The organism is Geodermatophilus pulveris (assembly GCF_900188375.1).
In the GTDB taxonomy this organism is placed as follows: domain Bacteria; phylum Actinomycetota; class Actinomycetes; order Mycobacteriales; family Geodermatophilaceae; genus Geodermatophilus; species Geodermatophilus pulveris.
Genome location: NZ_FZOO01000004.1, coordinates 67,459 through 86,916, shown reverse-complemented (window position 1 = coordinate 86,916; position 19,458 = coordinate 67,459). Strand labels below are relative to the sequence as shown.

Here is a 19,458-nt window from a genome sequence, read left to right as displayed (position 1 = left end):
CGGACGCGGCCCGGACCACCGTGACGCGGCTCCTCACTCCCCGCCGCGGCCGGGCTCGCCGATGGCGATCATCGCCTCCACCGCGCGGCGGGCGCGCGCGGCGGTCGCGGGGTCGACGTCCACCGCCCCCTGGCCGGTGCGCAGCGTCCGCAGCAGCTTGGCCGGGGTGATCATCTTCATGTAGCGGCAGGCGGCGCGGTCGTTCATCGCGATGAACTGCGTGCCGGCGTTCAGTGCCCGCAGCTGGTGCAGGATGCCGACCTCGGTGGCGACCAGCACCTGCGGCGCCCGGGTCGCCGCCGCCTGCTCGACCATGCCGCCGGTCGACAGCACCCGGGTGCGCTCGGCCGGCAGGTCGCCGTGGCTCACCAGGTCCAGCACCGAGGTGGTGCAGCCGCACTCGGGGTGTACCAGGATCTCGGCGTCCGGGTGGGCGGCCACCTGAGCGCGGACGTCGGAGGGGCTGATGCCGGCGTGCACGTGGCACTCCCCGGCCCACACGTGGATGTCCTGCCGCCCGGTCACCCGCCTGACGTGCGCGCCGAGGAACTGGTCGGGGCAGAACAGCACCTCGCGGTCCTCGGGGATCGACCGGATCACGTCGGCGGCGTTGGACGACGTGCAGCAGATGTCGGTCTCGGCCTTGACCGCCGCGGTGGTGTTGACGTAGCTGACGACGACCGCGCCGGGGTGCTCGGCCTTCCACTCGCGCAGCTGCCCGGCGGTGATGGAGTCGGCCAGCGAGCAGCCGGCGTCGTGGTCGGGCAGCAGCACGGTCTTGTCCGGGGAGAGGATCTTCGCCGTCTCGGCCATGAAGTGGACGCCGCAGAAGACGATCTCCCGGGCGTCGGTCTGGGCGGCGACCCGCGACAGGTACAGCGAGTCGCCGGTGACGTGCGCGACGTCCTGGATCTTGGGGACCTGGTAGTTGTGCGCCAGGATCACCGCGCCGCGCTGCTCGGCCAGCCGGCGGACCTCGGCCGCCCAGGCCTCGTACTCGGACGGTGAGAGCGTGCGCTCGTCGCCGCTGACGGCGGGGGTGGCGGGCGCGGTGCTGGCGGTCACGGGCTCTCCAGGTGTTGCGCGGGCGTCGTCGACGTCAACAGCGGGCAGCGGTGCGGGCTTCCCCGCACGCCGCTCAGCGGAGGTGGCCGGTGTCGTTGACCAGGCGGACGGAGGACCGCCCGTCGGTGGACCAGGCCACGGTGCTCAGCGACGCCGCCTCGAGGAACACCCGGTGCACGACCTCGTCGGGCACGTCGAGGCCCGCGGCCAGCAGCAGCTTGATCGGCGTCACGTGCGACACGACGAGCACCGTCCGCCCGGTGTGCCCGCGCAGGATGCGGGCCCGGGCGCGGGCCACCCGGGCGCTGACGTCGGCGACCGACTCCCCGCCCGGGGCGGCCACGGTGACGTCCTCGGCGAACCGGCGGGCGGCCAGCGGGTGCCGCTGCCGGGCCTCCGCGGCGGTGAGCCCCTCGAGGTCGCCGAAGTCCAGCTCGACCAGGTCGTCGTCGAACTCGACCGGCAGGCCGAGGACGGCGGCGACGGCCTCGGCGGTCTCCCGGGTGCGCCGCAGCGGCGAGGCCACGACCACCTCGATGCCCAGCTCGCCGGCCCGCTTCGCCGCGGCCTCGGCCTCCGCCCGGCCGGTGGCCGACAGCGGCAGGTCGTTGCGGCCGCTGTACCGGCGTTCCGGGGTGTGCTCCGTGCGGCCGTGCCGCAGCAGGTGCGTGACCGTGGTGACGGCGGGCGCGCGGGAGGCCACCGGCTGGACGTCGTCCCCCACCGTGGTCGGCTCGGCGGCGAGGTCACGGTGCACCGGCCGGCCGTCCATGGCGCTGTTGGCCAGCGCGTCCGCGGCGCCGTTCTGCGCCCGGGGCACCCACGTGTAGCGGACGCCGCCCAGCTGCCGGGCGAGGGCCTGGGCCTCCCGCGCCAGCTCCTGCATGTCGGGGTGCTTGACCTTCCACCGCCCGGACATCTGCTCGACGACGAGTTTGGAGTCCATCCGGACCTCGACCTCAGCCTGAGGGTCCAGGTCCAGGGCGGCCTGCAGGCCGGCGACCAGGCCGCCGTACTCGGCGACGTTGTTGGTGGCCCGCCCCACCGACGCGGCCCGCTCGGCGAGCACCCGCCCGGTCGCGGCGTCGCGGACCAGCGCGCCGTAGCCGGCCGGGCCCGGGTTGCCCCGCGATCCCCCGTCGGCCTCGACGACCAGGCGGCGCGTCACAGTGCACCCCGTTCGGCTCCGGACTCGATCCGCTCCTCGGTCGCTGGCGCTCCCTGCGATGCTCCCTCGCCCGTCGTCCTCACAGGCCGCTCTCCGCCGTCCGGACCAGCACCCGGCCGCAGTTCTCGCACCGCACCACCTCGTGCGGGTCGGCGTTGCGGACGGCGGCCAGCTCCCGGCCGTTGAGCTCGATGCGGCAGCCCTGGCACTGGCGGGCCTTGAGCACCGCCGCGCCGGTGCCGCCGGTCTGGGCGCGGATCCGCTCGTACAGCGCCAGCAGGTCCGCCGGGATGCGGGAGGCGGCCTCACTGCGGGCGGCCTCGTGGCTCGCCGTCCCGTCCGCGATGTCAGCCACGGCGGCGTCGCGCAGCTCCTCGGCGCGGACCAGCTGCGCCTGCGCCGCCTCGTGGCCCGTGCGCGCCTCGGCGAGCGTCTTCTCCGCGGTCTCCAGCTGCTCCATCAGCTCGAGCTCCTGGTCCTCCAGGTCCGACTGCCGGCGCGCCAGGGACGTCATCTCGTGCTGCAGGTCGGTCATCTGCTTGGCCGAGACGCTGCCGGAGTCCAGCAGGCCCTGATCGCGGGCCACCCGCTTGCGCACCGTCTCCACGTCGGCCTCCAGCCGCGTCACCTCCCGCTGCAGGTCGCGCACCTCGGTCTCGGCGCGGACGACGGCGGCGGACAGCTCCCGCTCGGCGTCGGCGGCGGCCTCGACCGCGGCGTTCTCGGGGAGGGTGCGCCGGCGGTGGGCCAGCTGGCCCAGCGCGACGTCCTCCGCGGCGAGGGCCAGGAGCCTCTGCTGGTCGAAGTGGTCGGCCTTCACCGGCTCAACCTACCGGGGGCCGGCCCGGTACCCGGCCCACGTGCCGTCAGCGGCCGGCGCCGGCGTACGCCGTCCACGGGTCCGTGCGCCACCGGGAGACGGCGACCTCCACCCGCCCGGACAGGTCCCCGCGCAGCACGTCCGCGGCGACCGGCAGCCAGGGCCACTCGGAGGCGAAGTGCGCCACGTCGCACACCGCGGGGCCGCCCGCCTCCAGCACGTCGGTCACCGGGTGGTGGCGCAGGTCGCTGGTGAGCAGGACGTCGGCGCCGGCGGCGGCCGCGGCCGGGAGCAGCGAGCCGCCGCTGCCGCCGCACACGGCGACGGTCCGCACCGGGCGCCCGGGGTCCCCGGCCGCGCGGACGCCGCCGACGGTGTCCGGCAGCGCGCCGGCGGCGAGCCGGGCGAACTCCGCGAGGGTCACCGCCCCGGGCAGCCGGCCGACCCGGCCCAGCCCCGCGCGCCGGTCGGCGGCCGCGGGCTGCAGCGGGCGGGTGTCGGTGAGCCCCAGGACCGCGGCGAGCGCGTCGTTCACCCCGTGGTCCGGGGCGCGGTCGGCGTTGGTGTGCGCGACGAACAGCCCGGCCCCGGCCCGGACCAGCCGGTGCACCAGCCGGCCCCTCGGGTCGTCGGCCGGGACGCCGTGCACGGCGGTGAGGAACAGCGGGTGGTGGGTGACCAGCAGCTGCGCGCCGGTCTCCAGCACCTCGTCGACGACCGCGGTCACCGGGTCGACGGCGAACAGCACCCGCCGCACCGGCTCGGCGGGGTCGCCGCAGACCAGCCCGACGGCGTCCCAGTCCTCGGCCAGCGCCGGGTCGTAGCGCGCGTCGAGGGCGGCGACGACCTCCCCCAGGGTCACGGTCACGCGCGGCAGCCTAGGGAGGGGCCCGGGGGCGGTCAGCCGGGGTCGCGGACGGGACGGACCATCGCGACCCGGCGGCCGTGCCGGCCCAGGTCCCGCTCGACCGCCGACTCGGCGAGGGCCCGCAGGCCCGGCCCGAGGTCGTCGGTCACCCGCCAGCCGTGCCGGGCGTACCAGGGCGCGTTCCACGGCACGTCGGCGTAGGTCAGCAGCGAGACCCGCCGGGCACCGACGGCCCAGGCCAGCGACACCGACGCCCGCAGCAGCGCCGCCCCGATGCCCTGCCGCATGGCCGCGGGGTGCACCGACAGCTGCTCCAGGTGCGCGTCGCCGTCCACCCGCTCCAGGACGGCGAACCCCTGCACCGGCCGCCCGGCGACGAGCACCCGCCACGCCTCGGCGCGCGCGGCGGCGGGGGCCGCGGGCGGCAGGTCCCGGACGCCGCGGTCGCGGAACAGCCGGTCGGCGGCCTCCTCGACGGCGGGGACCGCCAGCAGGTCCCCGGCCGAGGCCACTCGGACCACGATCGACTCCGCCACGCCCGGAGGGTCCCCCACGAACCCGGTGGTGGGAAGCTCGGTCACCGTGGCGGAGCGGGGGGTGCGGGCGCCGGCCTGGCTCGAGGAGCTGGTCCGGACGACGCCTTCCCCCGTGCCCTGGCGGGACGTCGCCCGCTTCGCCGTGACCGTGCCCGCGCCGCTGGCCGTGGCGGTCGCCGTCGTAGGCGGGATCGAGCCCGGCCCGGTGCTCGGCGCGGGGGTCTTCGCCACGACCGGCGCGCTGGCCGCCGTGCTGGCCCCGCAGGGCGGCCCGCTGCGCGACCGGGTGCGCCGCACCGCCGCGGCGGCCGGCTTCGGCGGCCTCGGGCTGGTCGTGGGGCAGTTCGCCGCCGGGGGCGGCTGGCTGCCCGTGGTCGTGGTGGCGCTCGCGGCGGCCCTGGCGGCGTTCGTCAGCGCGGTCAACGCGGCGCTGTCCCTGGGCGCCCTGCAGCTGCTGGTCTGCACCGCGCTGGCCTCGGGGCTGGTCACCCCGCTGTCCCCGGCCGCCGAGGTCGGCTGGTTCGCCGTCGGCGCGGCCTGGGCCACGCTGACCATGCTGGTCGCCTACGCCACCGAGCCCGCCGACCCGGACCGGACGGCGGTCGCGGCGGTCTTCACCCGCCTGGGCGAGCTGCTGGCCGCGGCCGGGACAGCGCAGGCCGAGGACGCGCGCCGGGAGCTGACCGCCGCCCTCAACGACGCCTACGACCGGGTGATCCGCTCGCGCAGCCACCTCGCCGGCCGCAGCCGGGAGCTCGCCGAGCTGGCCGGCGTCCTCAACGCCGCGGCACCCCTGGTCGAGGGCGCGGTCGCCACCGCCCGCGCCGGGGTGCCCGCCGACCCGCAGGACGTGAACGGGGTGCACGCGCTGGCCGCCGCGGTCGCCGGCCGCCACGAGCTGCCCGCGGAGCGCCCGGCGCACCTGGAGGAGGGCGAGCCGACCCGCCGCGCGGTGCGGCACGGGCTGCGGCTGGCGTGGAACGTCGTCGGCGACCCGCAGGAGCGGGCCGGCGCCGCGGTCCCCCCGCCCCGGCCGGACCGGCGCACCCGGCTGCGCGAGCTCGGCGACCGCACCCTCGCCAGCGCCGACACCCGCGACTTCGCCGTCCGCCTGGTGCTGTGCATGACCGTCGCGGAGGTCGCCCGCCAGTACCTGCCCATCGAGCGGCCGTACTGGGTGCTGCTCACCGTGGCGATCGTGCTCAAGCCGGACTTCGGCTCGGTCTTCACCCGGGCGGTGCAGCGCGGCGCCGGCACGCTGGTCGGCGTCCTCATCGGCTCGCTGCTGCTGTCGGTGCTGCCGCGCAACGCCTGGGTGCTGGTCGCGATGGCCGCCGCCGCGGCGCTCATGCCCTGGGGGCGGGCGGCCAACTTCGGCCTGTTCTCGGTCTTCCAGACCCCGCTGATCATCCTGCTGCTCGACATCGCCCTGGCCGGCGAGCCCGGCCTGGTCGGCGCGCGGCTGCTGGACACCCTCATCGGCTGCGCGATCGTGCTGGTCTTCGGCTACCTGCTGTGGCCGCGGACCTGGCGGGCGCCGCTGGACGAGGCCCTGCGCGAGGCCGCGCACGCGCTCGACGAGTTCGTCGGGGCGGCCTTCACCGGCAGCCCCACCGAGCGGCGGCGCGCCCGCCGCGCCAGCTACCGGGCGCTCACCGAACTGCACACCCAGCTGCAGCGCCGGCTGGCCGAGCCGCCGCCGGTGAGCACCCGCGCGGCCGCCCTGTGGCCGGTGATCGTGCAGCTGGAACGGACGTCGGACGCCGTCACCGAGGCCGTCATCGCCACCCGGCACGGGGCGCCCGAGCCCGACCCGGCCCAGGTGGCCGTGCTGCGCCGGGCGATCCGGGAGCTGGAGGACGACATCCGCGCGCACCGGGTGCCCGACGACGCGGAGATCGACGCCGAGGGCGTCCTCGCCCCGGTCGCCCGCGAGGTCGACGCCGCCCGCCGGCTGGTCCGCGACGCCGCCCCCGGCCGCCGGCCCGGCACCGCCGTCGCCGACGGGTAGGCCGGCGGGTCGGCACCGGGCGCCCGGGTGAGGATGGCCCGGTGAGCACCCGCGAGCTGACCGTCCGCACCGACGACGGCATCGACCTGCACGTGGAGACCGACGGCGACGGGGTGGGCGGGGACAGGACGGCACCGACCGTCGTCCTCAGCCACGGCTTCACCGCCCGGCTGGGCGAGTGGGACCTGCAGCGGCAGGCGCTGCGGTCCCGCGCCCGGCTGGTGCTGTGGGACCAGCGCGGGCACGGCCGCTCCGGCTGGACGCCGCTGGCCCGCGCCACCATCGACCGCACCGGCCGCGACCTCGGCCGGGTGCTGGACGCGGTCGTCCCCGACGGGCCGGTGGTGCTGGCCGGGCACTCGATGGGCGGGATGAGCGTCATGGCGCTGGCCCGCCAGCGCCCCGAGCTGTTCGGCAGCCGCGTCGTCGGCGTCTTCCTGCTCGCCACCTCCGCCGGCGGCCTGGCCACCCACGGCGTCGTCGGCCTGTCGCTGCGGGTGCTGCGCCGGCTGCACCTGCTGCGCCCCTACCTGTTCCTGCTGCAGGTGCTGGCCCCGGGCCTGGAGCGGCACCGCCGGCGCGGCACCCGGGCCGGCCGCTGGTACGTGCGCCGCTACCTGTTCGGCCGCGACGACGCCGACCCCGAGCTGGTGCGCCAGGTGCAGGAGCTGCTGGAGGAGACCCCGCTGCCGGTCACCATGGCCTTCTACGCGACCCTGCTGGAGCACGACGAGTCCGCGGCGCTGCCGGTGCTCGCCCGGGTGCCGGTCACCGTCGTCGCCGCCACCCACGACCGGCTCACCCCGGTCGACCACGGCCGGCGGCTGGCCGCGGATCTCGGCCCGTCGGCCGAGCTGGTCGTCGTCGACGGCGCCGGGCACAGCGTCAACCTGACCCGGACGGCGGTCGTCGACGCGGCGTTCCTGCGGCTGCTGGACCGCGTGGAGGACGCCGCCCGCGCGGCCTGACCGCCGGCTGGACGTGACCCCGGTCACGTGGTCGGGTAGGAGCGGCCGGGAGGCACCGAGGGGGGAGCGCACCGTGGACCGCATGAGTCCGACCGACGCCGGGTTCTACTACGCCGAGAGCGAGGACACCCCTCTGCACGTGGGGTCGGTGGCCGTCTTCGAGGGGCCGGCCCCCTCCTACGGCGACGTCGTGCGGCTGCTGATGGGCAAGCTGCCGCTGGTGCCCCGCTACCGCCAGCGGGTGCGGCGGGTGCCGCTGGACCTGGGCCGGCCGCTGTGGGTCGACGACCCGCACTTCCAGGTCCTCTACCACGTGCGGCACACCGCGGTGCCCAGCCCGGGCGGGGAGGAGCAGCTGCGCAACCTGGCCGGCCGCGTGCTGGGCCAACGGCTGGACCTGGCCAAGCCGCTGTGGGAGCTGTGGCTGGTCGAGGGCCTGGCGGACGGCCGGTGGGCGCTGATCTCCAAGGTCCACCACTGCATGGTCGACGGCGTCGCCGGCACCGACCTGATGCAGCTGCTGTTCGACCTGACCCCCGACGCCGTCCACGCCGAGCCGCAGGACTGGACGCCGCAGCGCGGCCCGTCGTCCCTCGGCGTGGCCGCCGGCGCGGTGCAGGACGCCCTCACCCACCCGCTGCGCGAGCTCACCCGGCTGTCCGGGGCCGGCGGGGTCCGCGGCGCCGGGCGCAGCGCGGTCGCGGCCGGCCGGTCGCTGGCGGCCACCGTGCCGGCCGTGACCCGCCAGCTGGCCACGCCGACCGCCCGCTCGCTCAACGGCCCGATCGGCCCGCACCGGCGGTGGGCCTGGGCCGACGCGGACCTCGAGGACCTCCGCGCGGTCCGGACGGCGCTCGGCGGCACCGTCAACGACGTCGTGCTCGCCGCCATCACCCGCGGCTTCCGCGACCTGCTGGACGGCCGCGGGTCGCTGCGTGACGGCCTGGTCGTGCGCTCGATGGTGCCGGTGTCGGTGCGCCAGGCCGACCAGCGCGGGCAGCTGGACAACCAGGTGTCGGCGGTCTTCGTCGACCTGCCGGTGGCCGAGCGGGACCCGGTCGCCCGGCTGGACTCCGTCCGCCGGCAGATGGACGAGCACAAGCGGCTGATGCAGGCCGTCGACGCCCGGTCGATCATCGCGATGGGCGACTTCGTGGCCCCGACGCTGCTCTCCCTCGGCGTCCGCGCCGCGATGGCCGCCGGCCAGGTGTGGTACCAGGCGGTGACGACCAACGTGCCCGGGCCGCGGGTGCCGCTGTACGTGCTCGGCCGCCGGATGTGCTCCGCGCACGCCTACGTGCCGATCGCCGGCGGCACCCGCGTGTCGATCGGCATCTTCTCCTACCTGAGCTCGATGACCTTCGGGATCAACGCCGACTTCGACGCCTTCCCCGACATCGACGTCCTGTCCCGCGGCATCTGCGCCGGGCTGGCCGAGCTGCTGGCGGCCGCGCAGGCCACCCCCGCCGCCGCGGCGACCTGAGAGAGGGCCCCGTCCTCCCCACCCTTCGCAGGCTCAGGACGGGCCCCGGGACGGGGCCGCCCGGTTCGTCGCGGGGCCGGCCGGGTAGCCGGTCGGCGTGGCCGACCCCGAGACCGACCTGACCGTCGCCGTCACCGGCCCCACGGGGACCTTCGGCGCGGGGCTGGTCCCGCTGCTGCAGGCCGACGACCGGGTCGCGCGGATCGTGGGCATCGCCCGCCGCCCGTTCGACCCGGCCGCGCGCGGCTGGACGAAGATGGTCTACCGGCGCGGCGACGTCCGCGACCCCGGCGCCCTGCGGGAGGCCTTCGCCGGCGCCGACGTCGTCGTCCACCTGGCCTTCCTCATCACCGGCAACGCCCCCCGGGACACGATCCGCGCGGTCAACGTCGACGGGACGCTCGAGGTCTTCCGCGCCGCCGCGGCGGCCGGGGCCCGCCGCTTCGTGTACGCGTCCTCGGTGGCCGCCTACGGCTGGCACCGGGACAACCCCGACCGGATCGACGAGGACTGGCCGGTGCGCCCGGCCGCCCGGCTGTTCTACGGCCGCGAGAAGGCCGAGATCGAGCGGCTGCTGGACGCCGAGGCCGCCACCTCGCCGGGCCTGGCGCAGTACCGGCTGCGCCCGCCGCTGGTCGTCGGCCCGGACGCGGTCGGCGCCAAGGACGTCCTGCCCGGCCCGCTGGCCCCGCTGGGCCGGTGGCTGTTCGGCCGGCCGCGGCGGCTGCCGGTGCCGCTGCCCGTGCTCGCCCCCGGGCTGCGCTTCCAGGTGGTGCACCACGACGACGTCGGCCGCGCGTTGCAGTTGTGCGTCGTGGGCGCCGGACCGGCGGGCGCCTACAACGTCGCCGGGGACGGCGTGCTGACCGCCGCCGACCTGCTCCGCGAGGTCGGCGCCACGCCGGTGCCGGTGCCGGCCGCGCCGGCCGAGCTCGCCGCCCGCGCGGTGTCCCGGCTGCCGCTGCTCCCGCCGGCCGCCGAGTGGGTGGAGGCGCTCAGCCGGCCGCTGCTCGTGGACACCGCCAAGGCCAAGATGCAGCTGGGCTGGCGGCCGCGGTACACCGCGTGGGAGGCGCTGCGGTCCACCCTGCGCGACGGCTAGGGCGTCCGCGCCACCGAGGGCAGCCAGGCGAGCACGTGCCCGGCGAGCAGCTCCGGGCACTGCAGCTGGGGCACGTGCCCGACCCCGGGCAGCTCCACGTAGCGCCAGTCCGGGTGCCGCCGGGCCGCGTCGCGGGCCACCGACACCGGCACCAGGCGGTCGCGGTCGCCGTGGACCAGCAGCACCGGGACCCGCACGCCGGCCATCGCCCGGCGGGCCAGCCGCGGGTCGGCCAGCAGCAGGAGCAGCGAGCGGGCCGCGGTGAGGAAGGCGCGGTCCATGCCGGCCGGGTCGCTGCGCTCCTCGATCAGCGCCACCGAGCGGTCGACCAGCTCCGCGGGGACGGCGTCGGGGTCGACGCCGCACAGCTCCAGCATCTCCCGGACCCTGGCCCGCGCGGCGAGCCGCTGCCGCCGGCCGGCCAGGTAGCGCTCGCCCGCACCGGGCAGGGCGTACAGCGCGAAGGCCGCCGCCACCCGGGGGTCCGGGCGCCCGCGCGGGACGGGCAGGGCCGGGTCGACCAGCACGAGGCCGCGCACCCGCGCCGGCGCCCGCTCCGCCTCCAGCAGCGACACCATCCCGCCCATCGAGTTGCCGACCAGCACCACCGGGCCGCCGGCCACCTCGCGGACGAAGCGGTCGAGCACCACCACGTTGTCCCGCACGCTCGCCGTCCGCCGTCCCGGCTCGCTGCGGCCGAAGCCGGGCAGGTCGAGGGCGTGCACCCGGGCGTGCGGGGTGAGCAGCGGCGCGAACAGGTCCCAGTTGAGGTGCGAGCCGCCCAGCCCGTGCACCAGGACCACGACCGGCCCGTCCGCGGCCCCGCCGAAGTCGACGTGGTGGACCGGCCCGTCGATGTCCAGGGTGCGGCTGCGCCCCGGCCCGCTCCCCGCGTCGACGTCCATGCCCTGACCGTGCCACGGCCGCCCGGGCACCCCCTCGTCCGGGTGCCGCCGCGGTGACCGCGGTCACACGGCGGGCCCACACTGCCGATGGGGACCTCACAGCCGCCCGGTGTGTCGCGGGCGGGCCCCGGTGGTACCAGCGGGCGGGGCCGCCTCGACCGGCGGCCGACGAGGAGGACGACGTGACGCGAGGCGACGGACCGGCTCTGCCGCTGTACCTGAGCGAGCCCGGGCGGGCGGTGGCCGACTACGGCCTCTACCTCGCCGCCCGGCCGCTGCTGCCGCGGCTGCCGCAGGGCGACGGTCACCCGGTGCTCGTCCTGCCGGGCTTCATGGCGGACGACGCCTCCACGCGGGTGCTGCGCGCGACGCTGCGCCGGCTGGGCTACCGCGTCCACGGCTGGCGGCTGGGCCGCAACATCGGCCCCACCCCGGCGTGCGTGGCGGGCATGCGCGACCGGATCGCCGACCTCAGCGACCGCTACGACCGGCCGCTGTCCCTGGTCGGCTGGAGCCTGGGCGGCATCTTCGCCCGCGACCTGGCCCGCCGGACGCCGGAGTCGGTGCGCCAGGTGATCACCCTGGGCAGCCCGTTCCGGCTCACCCGGTCCAGTCAGAGCCGCGCCTCGCGGGTCTTCGACCGGTACTCCCACCTGCACGTGCAGGACCGCTCGCTGCCGCTGGAGCCCGACGGCGAGCCGCTGCCGGTGCCGACCACGTCGATCTACTCGCACTTCGACGGCATCGTGCACTGGGAGACCTGCCTGGAGACCCCCGGCGAGCGGTGCGAGAACATCGCCGTCCACGCCAGCCACCTCGGCCTGGGCCACCACCCGGCCGCCATCTGGGCCATCGCCGACCGGCTGGCCCAGCCCGAGGGCACCTGGGCGCCGTTCCGCGCGCCGGTGTTCCTGCGCCCGGCCTTCCCGCGGCCCGACGTCCCCCGCTCGGGGCCGGCCGCCGCCTGAGGTCGTGCGCGGCCGTCCACCGGTGCCGAGCTGGTGTGGGCGCGGCAGGGATCGAACCTGCGACCGCTCGCTTGTAAGGCGAGAGCTCTCCCGCTGAGCTACGCGCCCCGCCCGCCCAGCCTAAGGACCCCAGCGTCGACGGTGTGCGCGGGTGCGCGGCCCCCTGCAGGGGCCCGCCGCGAGCCTGCGAGCGGTGGGGGGCAGGGGGTCCTTCATCAGGCGGCGAGCTGCGCCACGGCGTCCTTCCAGCCGGACTGCTGGCGCACGTCGCCGGGGCCGTTGACCTCGGTGAACGCGATGCGGCCCTCGGCGTCGACGAGGAAGGTGCCGCGCACGGCCATGCCCGCCTTGTCGTGGAAGACGCCGTAGGCCTGCGCCACCGTGCCGTGCGGCCAGAAGTCCGACAGCAGCGGGAAGTCGAAGCCCTCCTGCTCGCGCCACGCCTTCAGCGCGGGCGCCGGGTCGGTGCTGACCGCCAGCACCCGCACGCCGGCGTCGGTGTAGGCGGCCAGCTCGTCGCGCAGCTGGCACAGCTCGCCGGTGCAGATGCCGGAGAAGGCGAACGGGTAGAAGACCAGCAGGACCGGCGTCCCGCGCAGGCCGGCCAGCGAGACGACCTGCCGGTCCTGGTCGGGCAGGCTGAAGTCGGGCGCGACGTCACCGACGGAGAGGCTCATGCGCCCGATGGTGCCGCATCCCTCACCGGCGGGTGCGGGCCGCCTTGGGGGTGACCAGGCGGATGCCGGACCAGTCCTTGGCCGCGGAGATGCTGCTCGTCTGGGACAGGCCGGCGGTCGGGGCGACCTCGGTGACGTCGCCGGGCTCGACGTGGCCCGGGCGCCCGGACTTGGGCACCAGCAGCCACACGACGCCGTCGTCGGCCAGGGACGTGATCGCGTCGGTGAGCGCGTCGAACAGGTCGCCGTCGTCCTCGCGCCACCACAGCAGGACGACGTCGGCCACCTCGTCGGTGTCCTCGTCGACCATCTCGCTCCCGGCGACCTCGACGATGGAGTCCCGCAGGTCCTCGTCGGCGTCCTCGTCCCAGCCGAGCTCCTGCACGACCATGCCCGGCTTGATCCCCAGCCGGGCCGCCATGCCGGCGCTGCCCGAGTCGACGCTCATCCCTGCTGTTCCTCCATGGGTTCCGAAGCTGCTGACCGGGCGGCAGGTGCGTGCCCGCGCCGGTGGGGTGTCGTGGGGGTGGGGCGCGCGGCCTGGCACGCGGGGGGCCGGGGACGGCGGTGCGTGGCACGACCAGCGGGAGCGCTCCCCCGCAGCCCGGCCATGTCACCCTCCCCGCCCGCACCGGTCCGCGCGCCCCGGTGATCCGGGGCGTCATCCAGCGGTGGCCGGCGTTGGCGGAAGCGTAGGGCATGCCTGGTCAGGTGCAAGCGGTCGAAATGGGAGCGCCCGGCGGCCCCGCCGTCCCGACAGGTGGGCGGGACCGGGTGACGCGCACCCCACCCTGGGGGACGATGTGCCCATGAGCGCTCCGCAGCAGTCCGGCGGCGACCCCGCCCGCGACGCCGGCACCGAGACCGGACGAGCCCGCGCGGTCATCACCGACGGGCTCCCCAGCCAACTGGTCGACACCGATCCCGACGAGACCTCCGAGTGGCTCGAGTCGCTGGACGCCGTGGTCGACCACGCCGGCCGCGGCCGGGCCCGTTACCTCATGCTCCGCATGCTGGAGCGCAGCCGCGAGCAGCAGGTCGGCGTCCCGGGGCTGCGGAGCACCGACTACATCAACACGATCCCGCCGGAGCGGGAGCCGTGGTTCCCGGGCGACGAGCACGTCGAGCGCCGCATCCGCTCCTACATCCGGTGGAACGCCGCGATCATGGTGCACCGCGCGCAGCGGCCGGGCATCGCCGTCGGCGGGCACATCTCCTCCTACGCCTCGTCGGCGTCCCTGTACGAGGTGGGCTTCAACCACTTCTTCCGCGGCAAGGACCACCCCGGCGGTGGCGACCAGATCTGGTTCCAGGGGCACGCCTCCCCCGGCATCTACGCCCGCGCGTTCCTCGAGGGCCGGCTCACCGAGCAGCAGCTGGACGGCTTCCGCCAGGAGGTCAGCCACCCCGGCGGCGGGCTGTCGAGCTACCCGCACCCCCGGCTCATGTCCGACTTCTGGGAGTTCCCCACCGTCTCCATGGGCCTGGGCCCGATCAACGCGATCTACCAGGCGCGGTTCAACCGCTACCTGCACTCCCGCGGCATCAAGGACACCTCCGACCAGCACGTCTGGGCGTTCCTGGGCGACGGCGAGATGGACGAGCCGGAGTCGCTGGGCCCGATCGGCGTGGCCGCCCGCGAGGAGCTGGACAACCTCACCTTCGTCGTCAACTGCAACCTGCAGCGCCTCGACGGCCCGGTGCGCGGCAACGGCAAGGTCATCCAGGAGCTGGAGTCCTTCTTCCGCGGGGCCGGCTGGAACGTCATCAAGGTGATCTGGGGCCGCAACTGGGACCCGCTGCTGGCCGCCGACCGCGACGGCGCCCTGGTCAACCTGATGAACACCACGCCGGACGGTGACTACCAGACCTACAAGGCCGAGGACGGCGCCTACGTGCGCGAGCACTTCTTCGGCCGCGACCCGCGCACCCGCAAGCTCGTCGAGGACATGAGCGACAAGGAGGTCTGGGACCTCTCCCGCGGGGGGCACGACTACCGCAAGGTGTACGCGGCGTTCAAGGCCGCGGTGGAGCACAAGGGCCAGCCCACGGTCATCCTCGCCAAGACCATCAAGGGCTGGACGCTCGGCAACCACTTCGAGGGCCGCAACTCCACCCACCAGATGAAGAAGCTGACCGCCGAGGACCTCGCCGGGTTCCGCGACCGGCTGTACCTCGACATCCCCGACGAGGCGCTGGACAAGACCCTGCCGCCCTACTACAAGCCCGACCCCGACTCCGACGAGATGCAGTACATGGCCGAGCGGCGCCGGCAGCTGGGCGGGGTGATGCCGCGGCGCCGGGCGGAGTTCAAGACGCTCAAGGCCCCCGAGGACAAGGCCCTCGACGTGCTGCGCCGCGGCTCCGGCAAGCAGGAGGTGGCCACGACGATGGCCTTCGTCCGGCTGCTCAAGGAGCTGCTCAAGGACAAGGAGCTCGGCCCGCGGTTCGTGCCGGTCATCCCCGACGAGGCCCGCACCTTCGGGATGGACTCGCTGTTCCCGACGCAGAAGATCTACTCGCCGCACGGGCAGCGCTACACCTCGGTCGACCGCGAGCTGATGCTGGCCTACAAGGAGTCCGAGCAGGGCCAGATCCTGCACGAGGGCATCAACGAGGCCGGCTCCGCGGCGTCGTTCACCGCCGTCGGGACCTCCTACGCCACGCACGGCGAGCCGATGATCCCGATCTACATCTTCTACTCGATGTTCGGGTTCCAGCGGACCGGCGACGCCTTCTGGGCGGCGGCCGACCAGATGACCCGCGGGTTCCTGCTGGGCGCCACCGCCGGGCGGACGACGCTCAACGGCGAGGGGCTGCAGCACGAGGACGGGCACTCGCTGCTGCTCGCCCTCACCAACCCCGGGGTGGTCTCCTACGACCCGGCGTTCTCCTACGAGGTCGGCCACATCACCAAGGACGCGCTCGTCCGCATGTACGGCGACGACCCGGGTGCCCCGCTCGGCGGGCACCGCTCGCCGGACGTCATGTACTACCTGACGGTCTACAACGAGCCGTTCCACCAGCCGGCCGAGCCCGAGGGCCTGGACCTGCAGGGCCTGCTGGCCGGCATGTACCGCTACGCGGAGGGCCCCGGCGACGGCCGCAAGGCGCAGGTGCTGGCGTCGGGTGTCGCCGTGCCGTGGGCGCTGCGCGCGCAGGAGCTGCTGGCGAACGACTGGGGCGTGTCGGCCGACGTGTGGTCGGTGACCTCGTGGACCGAGCTGCGCCGGCAGGCCGACCAGGTCACCGAGCACAACCTGCTGCACCCGGAGGAGGAGCCGCAGACGCCGTTCGTCACCGCGAAGCTGGCCGACGCCGAGGGCCCGGTCGTGGCGGTGTCGGACTGGATGCGCGCGGTGCCCGACCTGATCGCGCCGTACGTCCCCGGCGGGATGGCGACGCTGGGCACCGACGGGTTCGGCCTGTCCGACACCCGCCCGGCGCTGCGCCGGTACTTCCACGTGGACGCCGAGTCCGTCACCGTCCGGGTGCTGGCCTCGCTGGCCGACCGCGGCGAGGTCGAGCGCGACGTCGTCCGGCAGGCGGTGGAGAAGTACCAGGTGCGCGACGTGCAGGCCGCGCCGGAGGACACCACGACCGACCCGGACCAGCAGCCGGAGGCATGACAGAGGACCCCCCTGCCCCCCGCCCCTCGCAGGCTCGCGGCGGGACCCTGCAGGGGGGCCGCCCCGCCGACGACGGCCACCGCGAGGTGGCCGTCGTCGGCGGCGGCGTGGTCGGGCTGACCTGCGCGCTGCTGCTCGCCCGGGCCGGGCACCGGGTGCGCGTGCACACCGCCGACCCCGTGGAGGCGACCACCTCGGCGGTGGCCGCTGCCATCTGAGGAAGGACCCTCCTGCCCCCCACCGCTCGCACGCTCGCGGCGGGCCCCTGCAGGAGGGCCACCTGACCGGGCTGGCCGCCGACCCCGGGCTCACCGGCTGGGTGCTGGACGACGACGACCCGGCCGGGCCCACCCACGTCGTCCCGCGCGGTCGCGACGTGGTCTGTGGCGGCACCGCCGTCGAGGGGGCCACCGGCACCGAGCCCGACCCGCAGGTCGAGGCCGCCGTCCTCGCCCGGGCCTGCGCCCTGGTGCCCGCGCTGCGCGGGCAGCCGGTGCTGTCCCGGGCCGTCGGGCTGCGGCCGGGCCGGCCGACGGTAGGGCTGGAGCGGCTGGACCTCGACGGCCGGCCGGTGGCCGCCTGCTACGGGCACGGCGGCGCCGGGGTCACCCTCTCCTGGGGCTGCGCCGCCGAGGTGGCCGGCCTGGTCCAGCGGCGCTCAGCCCAGGGCGTCCAGCGCCATCGCGGCGTACAGCGCCGCCCCCGCCGGTAGCACCGCCTCGTCGAAGACCACGAGGTTGGAGTGGTTGCCGGCCGCGGTCGCCGGGTCGGCGCCCGGCGGGCAGGCGCCCAGGAACGCCATCGCGCCGGGCACCTGCTGCAGCACGTAGGAGAAGTCCTCGGCGCCCATCAGGGGCTCGGTGGCGGTCTCGGTACACCCGCGCCCGAACAGCTCGCCCGCCGTCCCGAGCACCCGCGCCGCCACGCCGGGGTCGTTGACGGTGACCGGGTAGCCCTCCTGGTGCACGAACTCGACCGCCATGTCGTGCGCGGCGGCCACGTGGGTCGCCACCCGGCGCACGGCGGCCACGACGTCGGCCCGCCGCTCCGGCGACAGGGTGCGGATGGTGCCCTGCAGGAACGCGGTGTCGGGGATGACGTTGTCCGTGGCGCCCGCGGTCAGCTGGGCGACGGTCACCACCGCGGGGTCGAACACCGGTACCCGGCGGGTGAGCATCGACTGCAGCGCCAGCACCACCTCCGCGGCGACCGGCACCGGGTCGGCGGCGGTGTGCGGCATGGAGGCGTGCCCGCCGCGGCCGCGCACGGTGAGCTCCCAGTGGTCGGCCGCGGCCATCATCGGGCCCGGCCGCACGCTCACCACCCCGCTGGGCTGGGTGGCGAACACGTGCAGCGCGAACGCCCCGGCCACCGGCGCCTCCGGGACGGCGTCCAGCAGGCCCTCCTCGAGCATGTACCGGGCCCCGTGGAAGCCCTCCTCCCCCGGCTGCAGCATCAGCACCACCTGCCCGGTGAACTCCTCGCGCCGGGCGGCCAGCAGCCGGGCGGCCGACAGCAGCATCGCGGTGTGCAGGTCGTGCCCGCAGGCGTGCATCGCGCCGGGGACCTCGGAGGCGAAGGGCAGGCCGGTGTCCTCCTGCACCGGCAGCGCGTCCATGTCGGCGCGCAGCAGGTGGGTGGGACCCGGGCGGGCGCCGCGCAGCACGCCCACCACCGAGGTGGTCGAGCTGCCGGTGGCCACCTCCACCGGGAGGTCGGCGAGCTCGGCCAGCACCGTCGCCTGGGTCCGCGGGAGGTGCAGCCCGATCTCCGGGTGCCGGTGCAGCCGCCGGCGCAGGTCCACGGTGCGGTCGGCGTCGGCGCGGGCGGCGGCCAGCAGGTCGGCGGCGGGGATCGGCATGCGCCCCACTCTCCCCCAGACCAGGCCGGCCCGGTCGTCCGCCCGCCGTCCCGACGATCATGGGGAGCGGGGAGCGACGCACCAGTGCCGGACGGCGTGTCGCCTCCCGATGTCCGTGATCGTCGCGGGCTCAGGCGTCGGCCCAGGCGGGGCGCGTGGCGTCCAGCTGCCACACCAGGACGGTCGCGGGCCCGAGGACCTCGCCGCCGTCCTGCCGCCGCACCCGGGTGCCGTCGGGGCCGGCGAGCACCAGCAGCCCGGGGGGCACCGCCGCGGTCGCCCCCGCGGGCACCGCCGCGGTCCACAGCCGGGCGTCGGGGCGGTGCAGCGGCACCCAGCCGGCCGGGGCGCGGTGCACCTCGTGGGTGGCCGGCCCGGCCGGGCGGGCGCTGCGCAGGTAGGTCTGCAGCACGTGTGCGCCGTCGTCCCCGGCCACCTCGTCGTGCTCCAGCCCGGTGCCGGCCCGCAGGACGGCGACGTCGCCGGCGCGCAGCACCGGCCGCGCCCCCCAGGCGTGCCGCAGCGAGCCGGCCAGCACGACGGCGACGACGTCGACGGCGCGGTGCGGGTGCCGCCCGTAGCCGGTGCCCGGCGCCAGGCGGTCGTCGGCGATCCGCAGCAGCGGCCCGGCCGAGCCGTCGTCCGGCTCGACCAGGACGTCCGAGGCCGGGGTCACCGGCCCTCCCGCGGCGGGAGCGCGCCGCGGCCGCCGGGCAGCGCGTCGTATGCCATCGCCACCAGCAGCGTCCAGGCCACGCCCAGCGCCCACCCGCCGACGACGTCGGAGAGGAAGTGCACGCCCAGCCACATCCGGGTCACCCCGACCAGGACGGCGAGGGCCAGCCCCCCGGCGAGGGCCAGGCGGCGCCGCGCCGGGGACAGCCGCGGCCAGGCGAGGACGAGGCCGAGGGTGACCAGCGTGGCGATGCCCGAGGAGTGCCCGCTGGGGAAGCTCAGGGTGTCGTAGGAGGCGCCGCCGTCCTCGAAGGCCGGGCGCACCCGGCCCACCGCCTCCTTGAGCAGCGTGGTGAGCGGGGCCACCAGCACGTTGGCGGTCACCACCCAGCCCGCCGTCCGCCACGCCCGCCGGGCCCCCAGCCAGAACAGCACCGGCAGGCAGACCACCACCCGGAACCAGGTGACGCCCGGGGTGGTCAGCACCTCCAGCAGGGCGTCGTGCAGGGCGGAGCGGTCGTCGCCGGCGTACAGCGCGCTGCTCAGCGCGTCGTCCAGCCGGACCTGCGGCGCCCAGCCGGCCAGCACGCCGGCGCCGAGGGCGAGCAGCACGGCCACCGCCGCACCGGCTGCCGCGGCGGCGCCCCGCCGGACGGTCACCCGCCCGGGGGTCTGCTGCAGCACGTCCACTCCCCCACTCTCCCCGAACCGGCCGGCCGTGC

19 protein-coding genes and 1 tRNA gene are annotated in these 19,458 nt (G+C 76.4%); 8 read left to right on the top strand and 12 right to left on the bottom strand.

Going from position 1 to position 19,458, the window contains the following annotated elements:
• Positions 1–33: 33 nt before the first annotated feature.
• The 5 genes from nadA to CHB98_RS09565 form a co-directional block, all read right to left on the bottom strand.
• Entirely contained in the window at positions 34–1,065 is a 1,032-nt protein-coding gene (gene nadA, locus CHB98_RS09585) for a quinolinate synthase NadA (RefSeq protein ID WP_089305383.1), read from the bottom strand.
• 73 nt (positions 1,066–1,138) lie between these two features.
• Positions 1,139–2,233 carry a bifunctional RNase H/acid phosphatase gene (locus CHB98_RS09580; protein ID WP_089305382.1) on the bottom strand — a complete coding sequence of 365 codons (1,095 nt, stop codon included), beginning with the start codon at positions 2,231–2,233 and terminating at the stop codon, positions 1,139–1,141.
• A gap of 79 nt (positions 2,234–2,312) precedes the next feature.
• Positions 2,313–3,053: a zinc ribbon domain-containing protein gene (locus CHB98_RS09575; protein WP_089305381.1), complete on the bottom strand. Its 741-nt coding sequence runs from the start codon at positions 3,051–3,053 to the stop codon at positions 2,313–2,315.
• Positions 3,054–3,099: 46 nt separating this feature from the next.
• Complete coding sequence (locus CHB98_RS09570; protein WP_089305380.1) at positions 3,100–3,921, bottom strand: Nif3-like dinuclear metal center hexameric protein; 822 nt, start codon at positions 3,919–3,921, stop codon at positions 3,100–3,102.
• A 32-nt stretch (positions 3,922–3,953) separates the two neighbouring features.
• Positions 3,954–4,457, bottom strand: a complete 504-nt coding sequence (locus tag CHB98_RS09565) for a GNAT family N-acetyltransferase (RefSeq protein WP_179224385.1) — start codon at positions 4,455–4,457, stop codon at positions 3,954–3,956.
• Positions 4,458–4,503: 46 nt separating this feature from the next.
• Here CHB98_RS09565 and CHB98_RS09560 point away from each other — a divergent pair, with 46 nt between their 5' ends.
• From CHB98_RS09560 to CHB98_RS09545, 4 genes are all read left to right on the top strand, one after another.
• Positions 4,504–6,468: an FUSC family protein gene (locus CHB98_RS09560; RefSeq protein WP_245821041.1), complete on the top strand. Its 1,965-nt coding sequence runs from the start codon at positions 4,504–4,506 to the stop codon at positions 6,466–6,468.
• Between the two features lie 41 nt (positions 6,469–6,509).
• Positions 6,510–7,436, top strand: coding sequence for an alpha/beta fold hydrolase (locus CHB98_RS09555; protein ID WP_089305379.1), 927 nt, complete (start codon positions 6,510–6,512; stop codon positions 7,434–7,436).
• 82 nt (positions 7,437–7,518) lie between these two features.
• Complete coding sequence (locus CHB98_RS09550) at positions 7,519–8,919, top strand: WS/DGAT/MGAT family O-acyltransferase (RefSeq protein ID WP_245821040.1); 1,401 nt, start codon at positions 7,519–7,521, stop codon at positions 8,917–8,919.
• A gap of 97 nt (positions 8,920–9,016) precedes the next feature.
• Positions 9,017–10,021, top strand: a complete 1,005-nt coding sequence (locus CHB98_RS09545) for an NAD-dependent epimerase/dehydratase family protein (protein WP_089305377.1) — start codon at positions 9,017–9,019, stop codon at positions 10,019–10,021.
• Here the strand turns inward: CHB98_RS09545 and CHB98_RS09540 are convergent.
• On the bottom strand, positions 10,018–10,926 hold the full coding sequence (locus tag CHB98_RS09540) for an alpha/beta fold hydrolase (protein ID WP_089305376.1): 909 nt from the start codon (positions 10,924–10,926) through the stop codon (positions 10,018–10,020). The genes CHB98_RS09545 and CHB98_RS09540 overlap by 4 nt on opposite strands.
• Positions 10,927–11,108: 182 nt before the next feature.
• On the opposite strand from CHB98_RS09540, the gene CHB98_RS09535 reads away from it, so the two are divergent.
• The gene (locus CHB98_RS09535; protein WP_179224383.1) at positions 11,109–11,894 is read left to right on the top strand and encodes an esterase/lipase family protein; all 786 of its coding nucleotides are present in this window, start codon (positions 11,109–11,111) and stop codon (positions 11,892–11,894) included.
• A 36-nt stretch (positions 11,895–11,930) separates the two neighbouring features.
• Here the strand turns inward: CHB98_RS09535 and CHB98_RS09530 are convergent.
• The 3 genes from CHB98_RS09530 to CHB98_RS09520 form a co-directional block, all read right to left on the bottom strand.
• Positions 11,931–12,002 (bottom strand) — tRNA-Val (locus CHB98_RS09530).
• Positions 12,003–12,109: 107 nt separating this feature from the next.
• Positions 12,110–12,571 carry a peroxiredoxin gene (locus CHB98_RS09525; protein WP_089305375.1) on the bottom strand — a complete coding sequence of 154 codons (462 nt, stop codon included), beginning with the start codon at positions 12,569–12,571 and terminating at the stop codon, positions 12,110–12,112.
• Positions 12,572–12,593: 22 nt separating this feature from the next.
• Positions 12,594–13,019: a DUF3052 domain-containing protein gene (locus CHB98_RS09520; protein WP_089305374.1), complete on the bottom strand. Its 426-nt coding sequence runs from the start codon at positions 13,017–13,019 to the stop codon at positions 12,594–12,596.
• Between the two features lie 361 nt (positions 13,020–13,380).
• Here CHB98_RS09520 and aceE point away from each other — a divergent pair, with 361 nt between their 5' ends.
• From aceE to CHB98_RS22025, 3 genes are all read left to right on the top strand, one after another.
• Positions 13,381–16,200: a pyruvate dehydrogenase (acetyl-transferring), homodimeric type gene (gene aceE / locus CHB98_RS09515; RefSeq protein WP_089305373.1), complete on the top strand. Its 2,820-nt coding sequence runs from the start codon at positions 13,381–13,383 to the stop codon at positions 16,198–16,200.
• Positions 16,197–16,418 carry an FAD-dependent oxidoreductase gene (locus CHB98_RS22030; protein ID WP_089305372.1) on the top strand — a complete coding sequence of 74 codons (222 nt, stop codon included), beginning with the start codon at positions 16,197–16,199 and terminating at the stop codon, positions 16,416–16,418. The genes aceE and CHB98_RS22030 overlap by 4 nt, the downstream gene beginning before the upstream one ends.
• Positions 16,419–16,519: 101 nt before the next feature.
• Positions 16,520–16,912: an FAD-dependent oxidoreductase gene (locus CHB98_RS22025; protein WP_218822316.1), complete on the top strand. Its 393-nt coding sequence runs from the start codon at positions 16,520–16,522 to the stop codon at positions 16,910–16,912.
• On the opposite strand, the gene CHB98_RS09500 is transcribed toward CHB98_RS22025, so the two are convergent.
• The 3 genes from CHB98_RS09500 to CHB98_RS09490 all read right to left on the bottom strand — a co-directional run bounded on the left by CHB98_RS09500 (position 16,859) and on the right by CHB98_RS09490 (position 19,420).
• Positions 16,859–18,061, bottom strand: a complete 1,203-nt coding sequence (locus CHB98_RS09500) for a M20 metallopeptidase family protein (protein WP_089305370.1) — start codon at positions 18,059–18,061, stop codon at positions 16,859–16,861. The genes CHB98_RS22025 and CHB98_RS09500 overlap by 54 nt on opposite strands.
• A 130-nt stretch (positions 18,062–18,191) precedes the next feature.
• Positions 18,192–18,737 carry a pirin family protein gene (locus CHB98_RS09495; protein ID WP_089305369.1) on the bottom strand — a complete coding sequence of 182 codons (546 nt, stop codon included), beginning with the start codon at positions 18,735–18,737 and terminating at the stop codon, positions 18,192–18,194.
• Complete coding sequence (locus CHB98_RS09490) at positions 18,734–19,420, bottom strand: phosphatase PAP2 family protein (RefSeq protein ID WP_245821039.1); 687 nt, start codon at positions 19,418–19,420, stop codon at positions 18,734–18,736. The genes CHB98_RS09495 and CHB98_RS09490 overlap by 4 nt, the downstream gene beginning before the upstream one ends.
• Between the last annotated feature and the right edge of the window lie 38 nt (positions 19,421–19,458).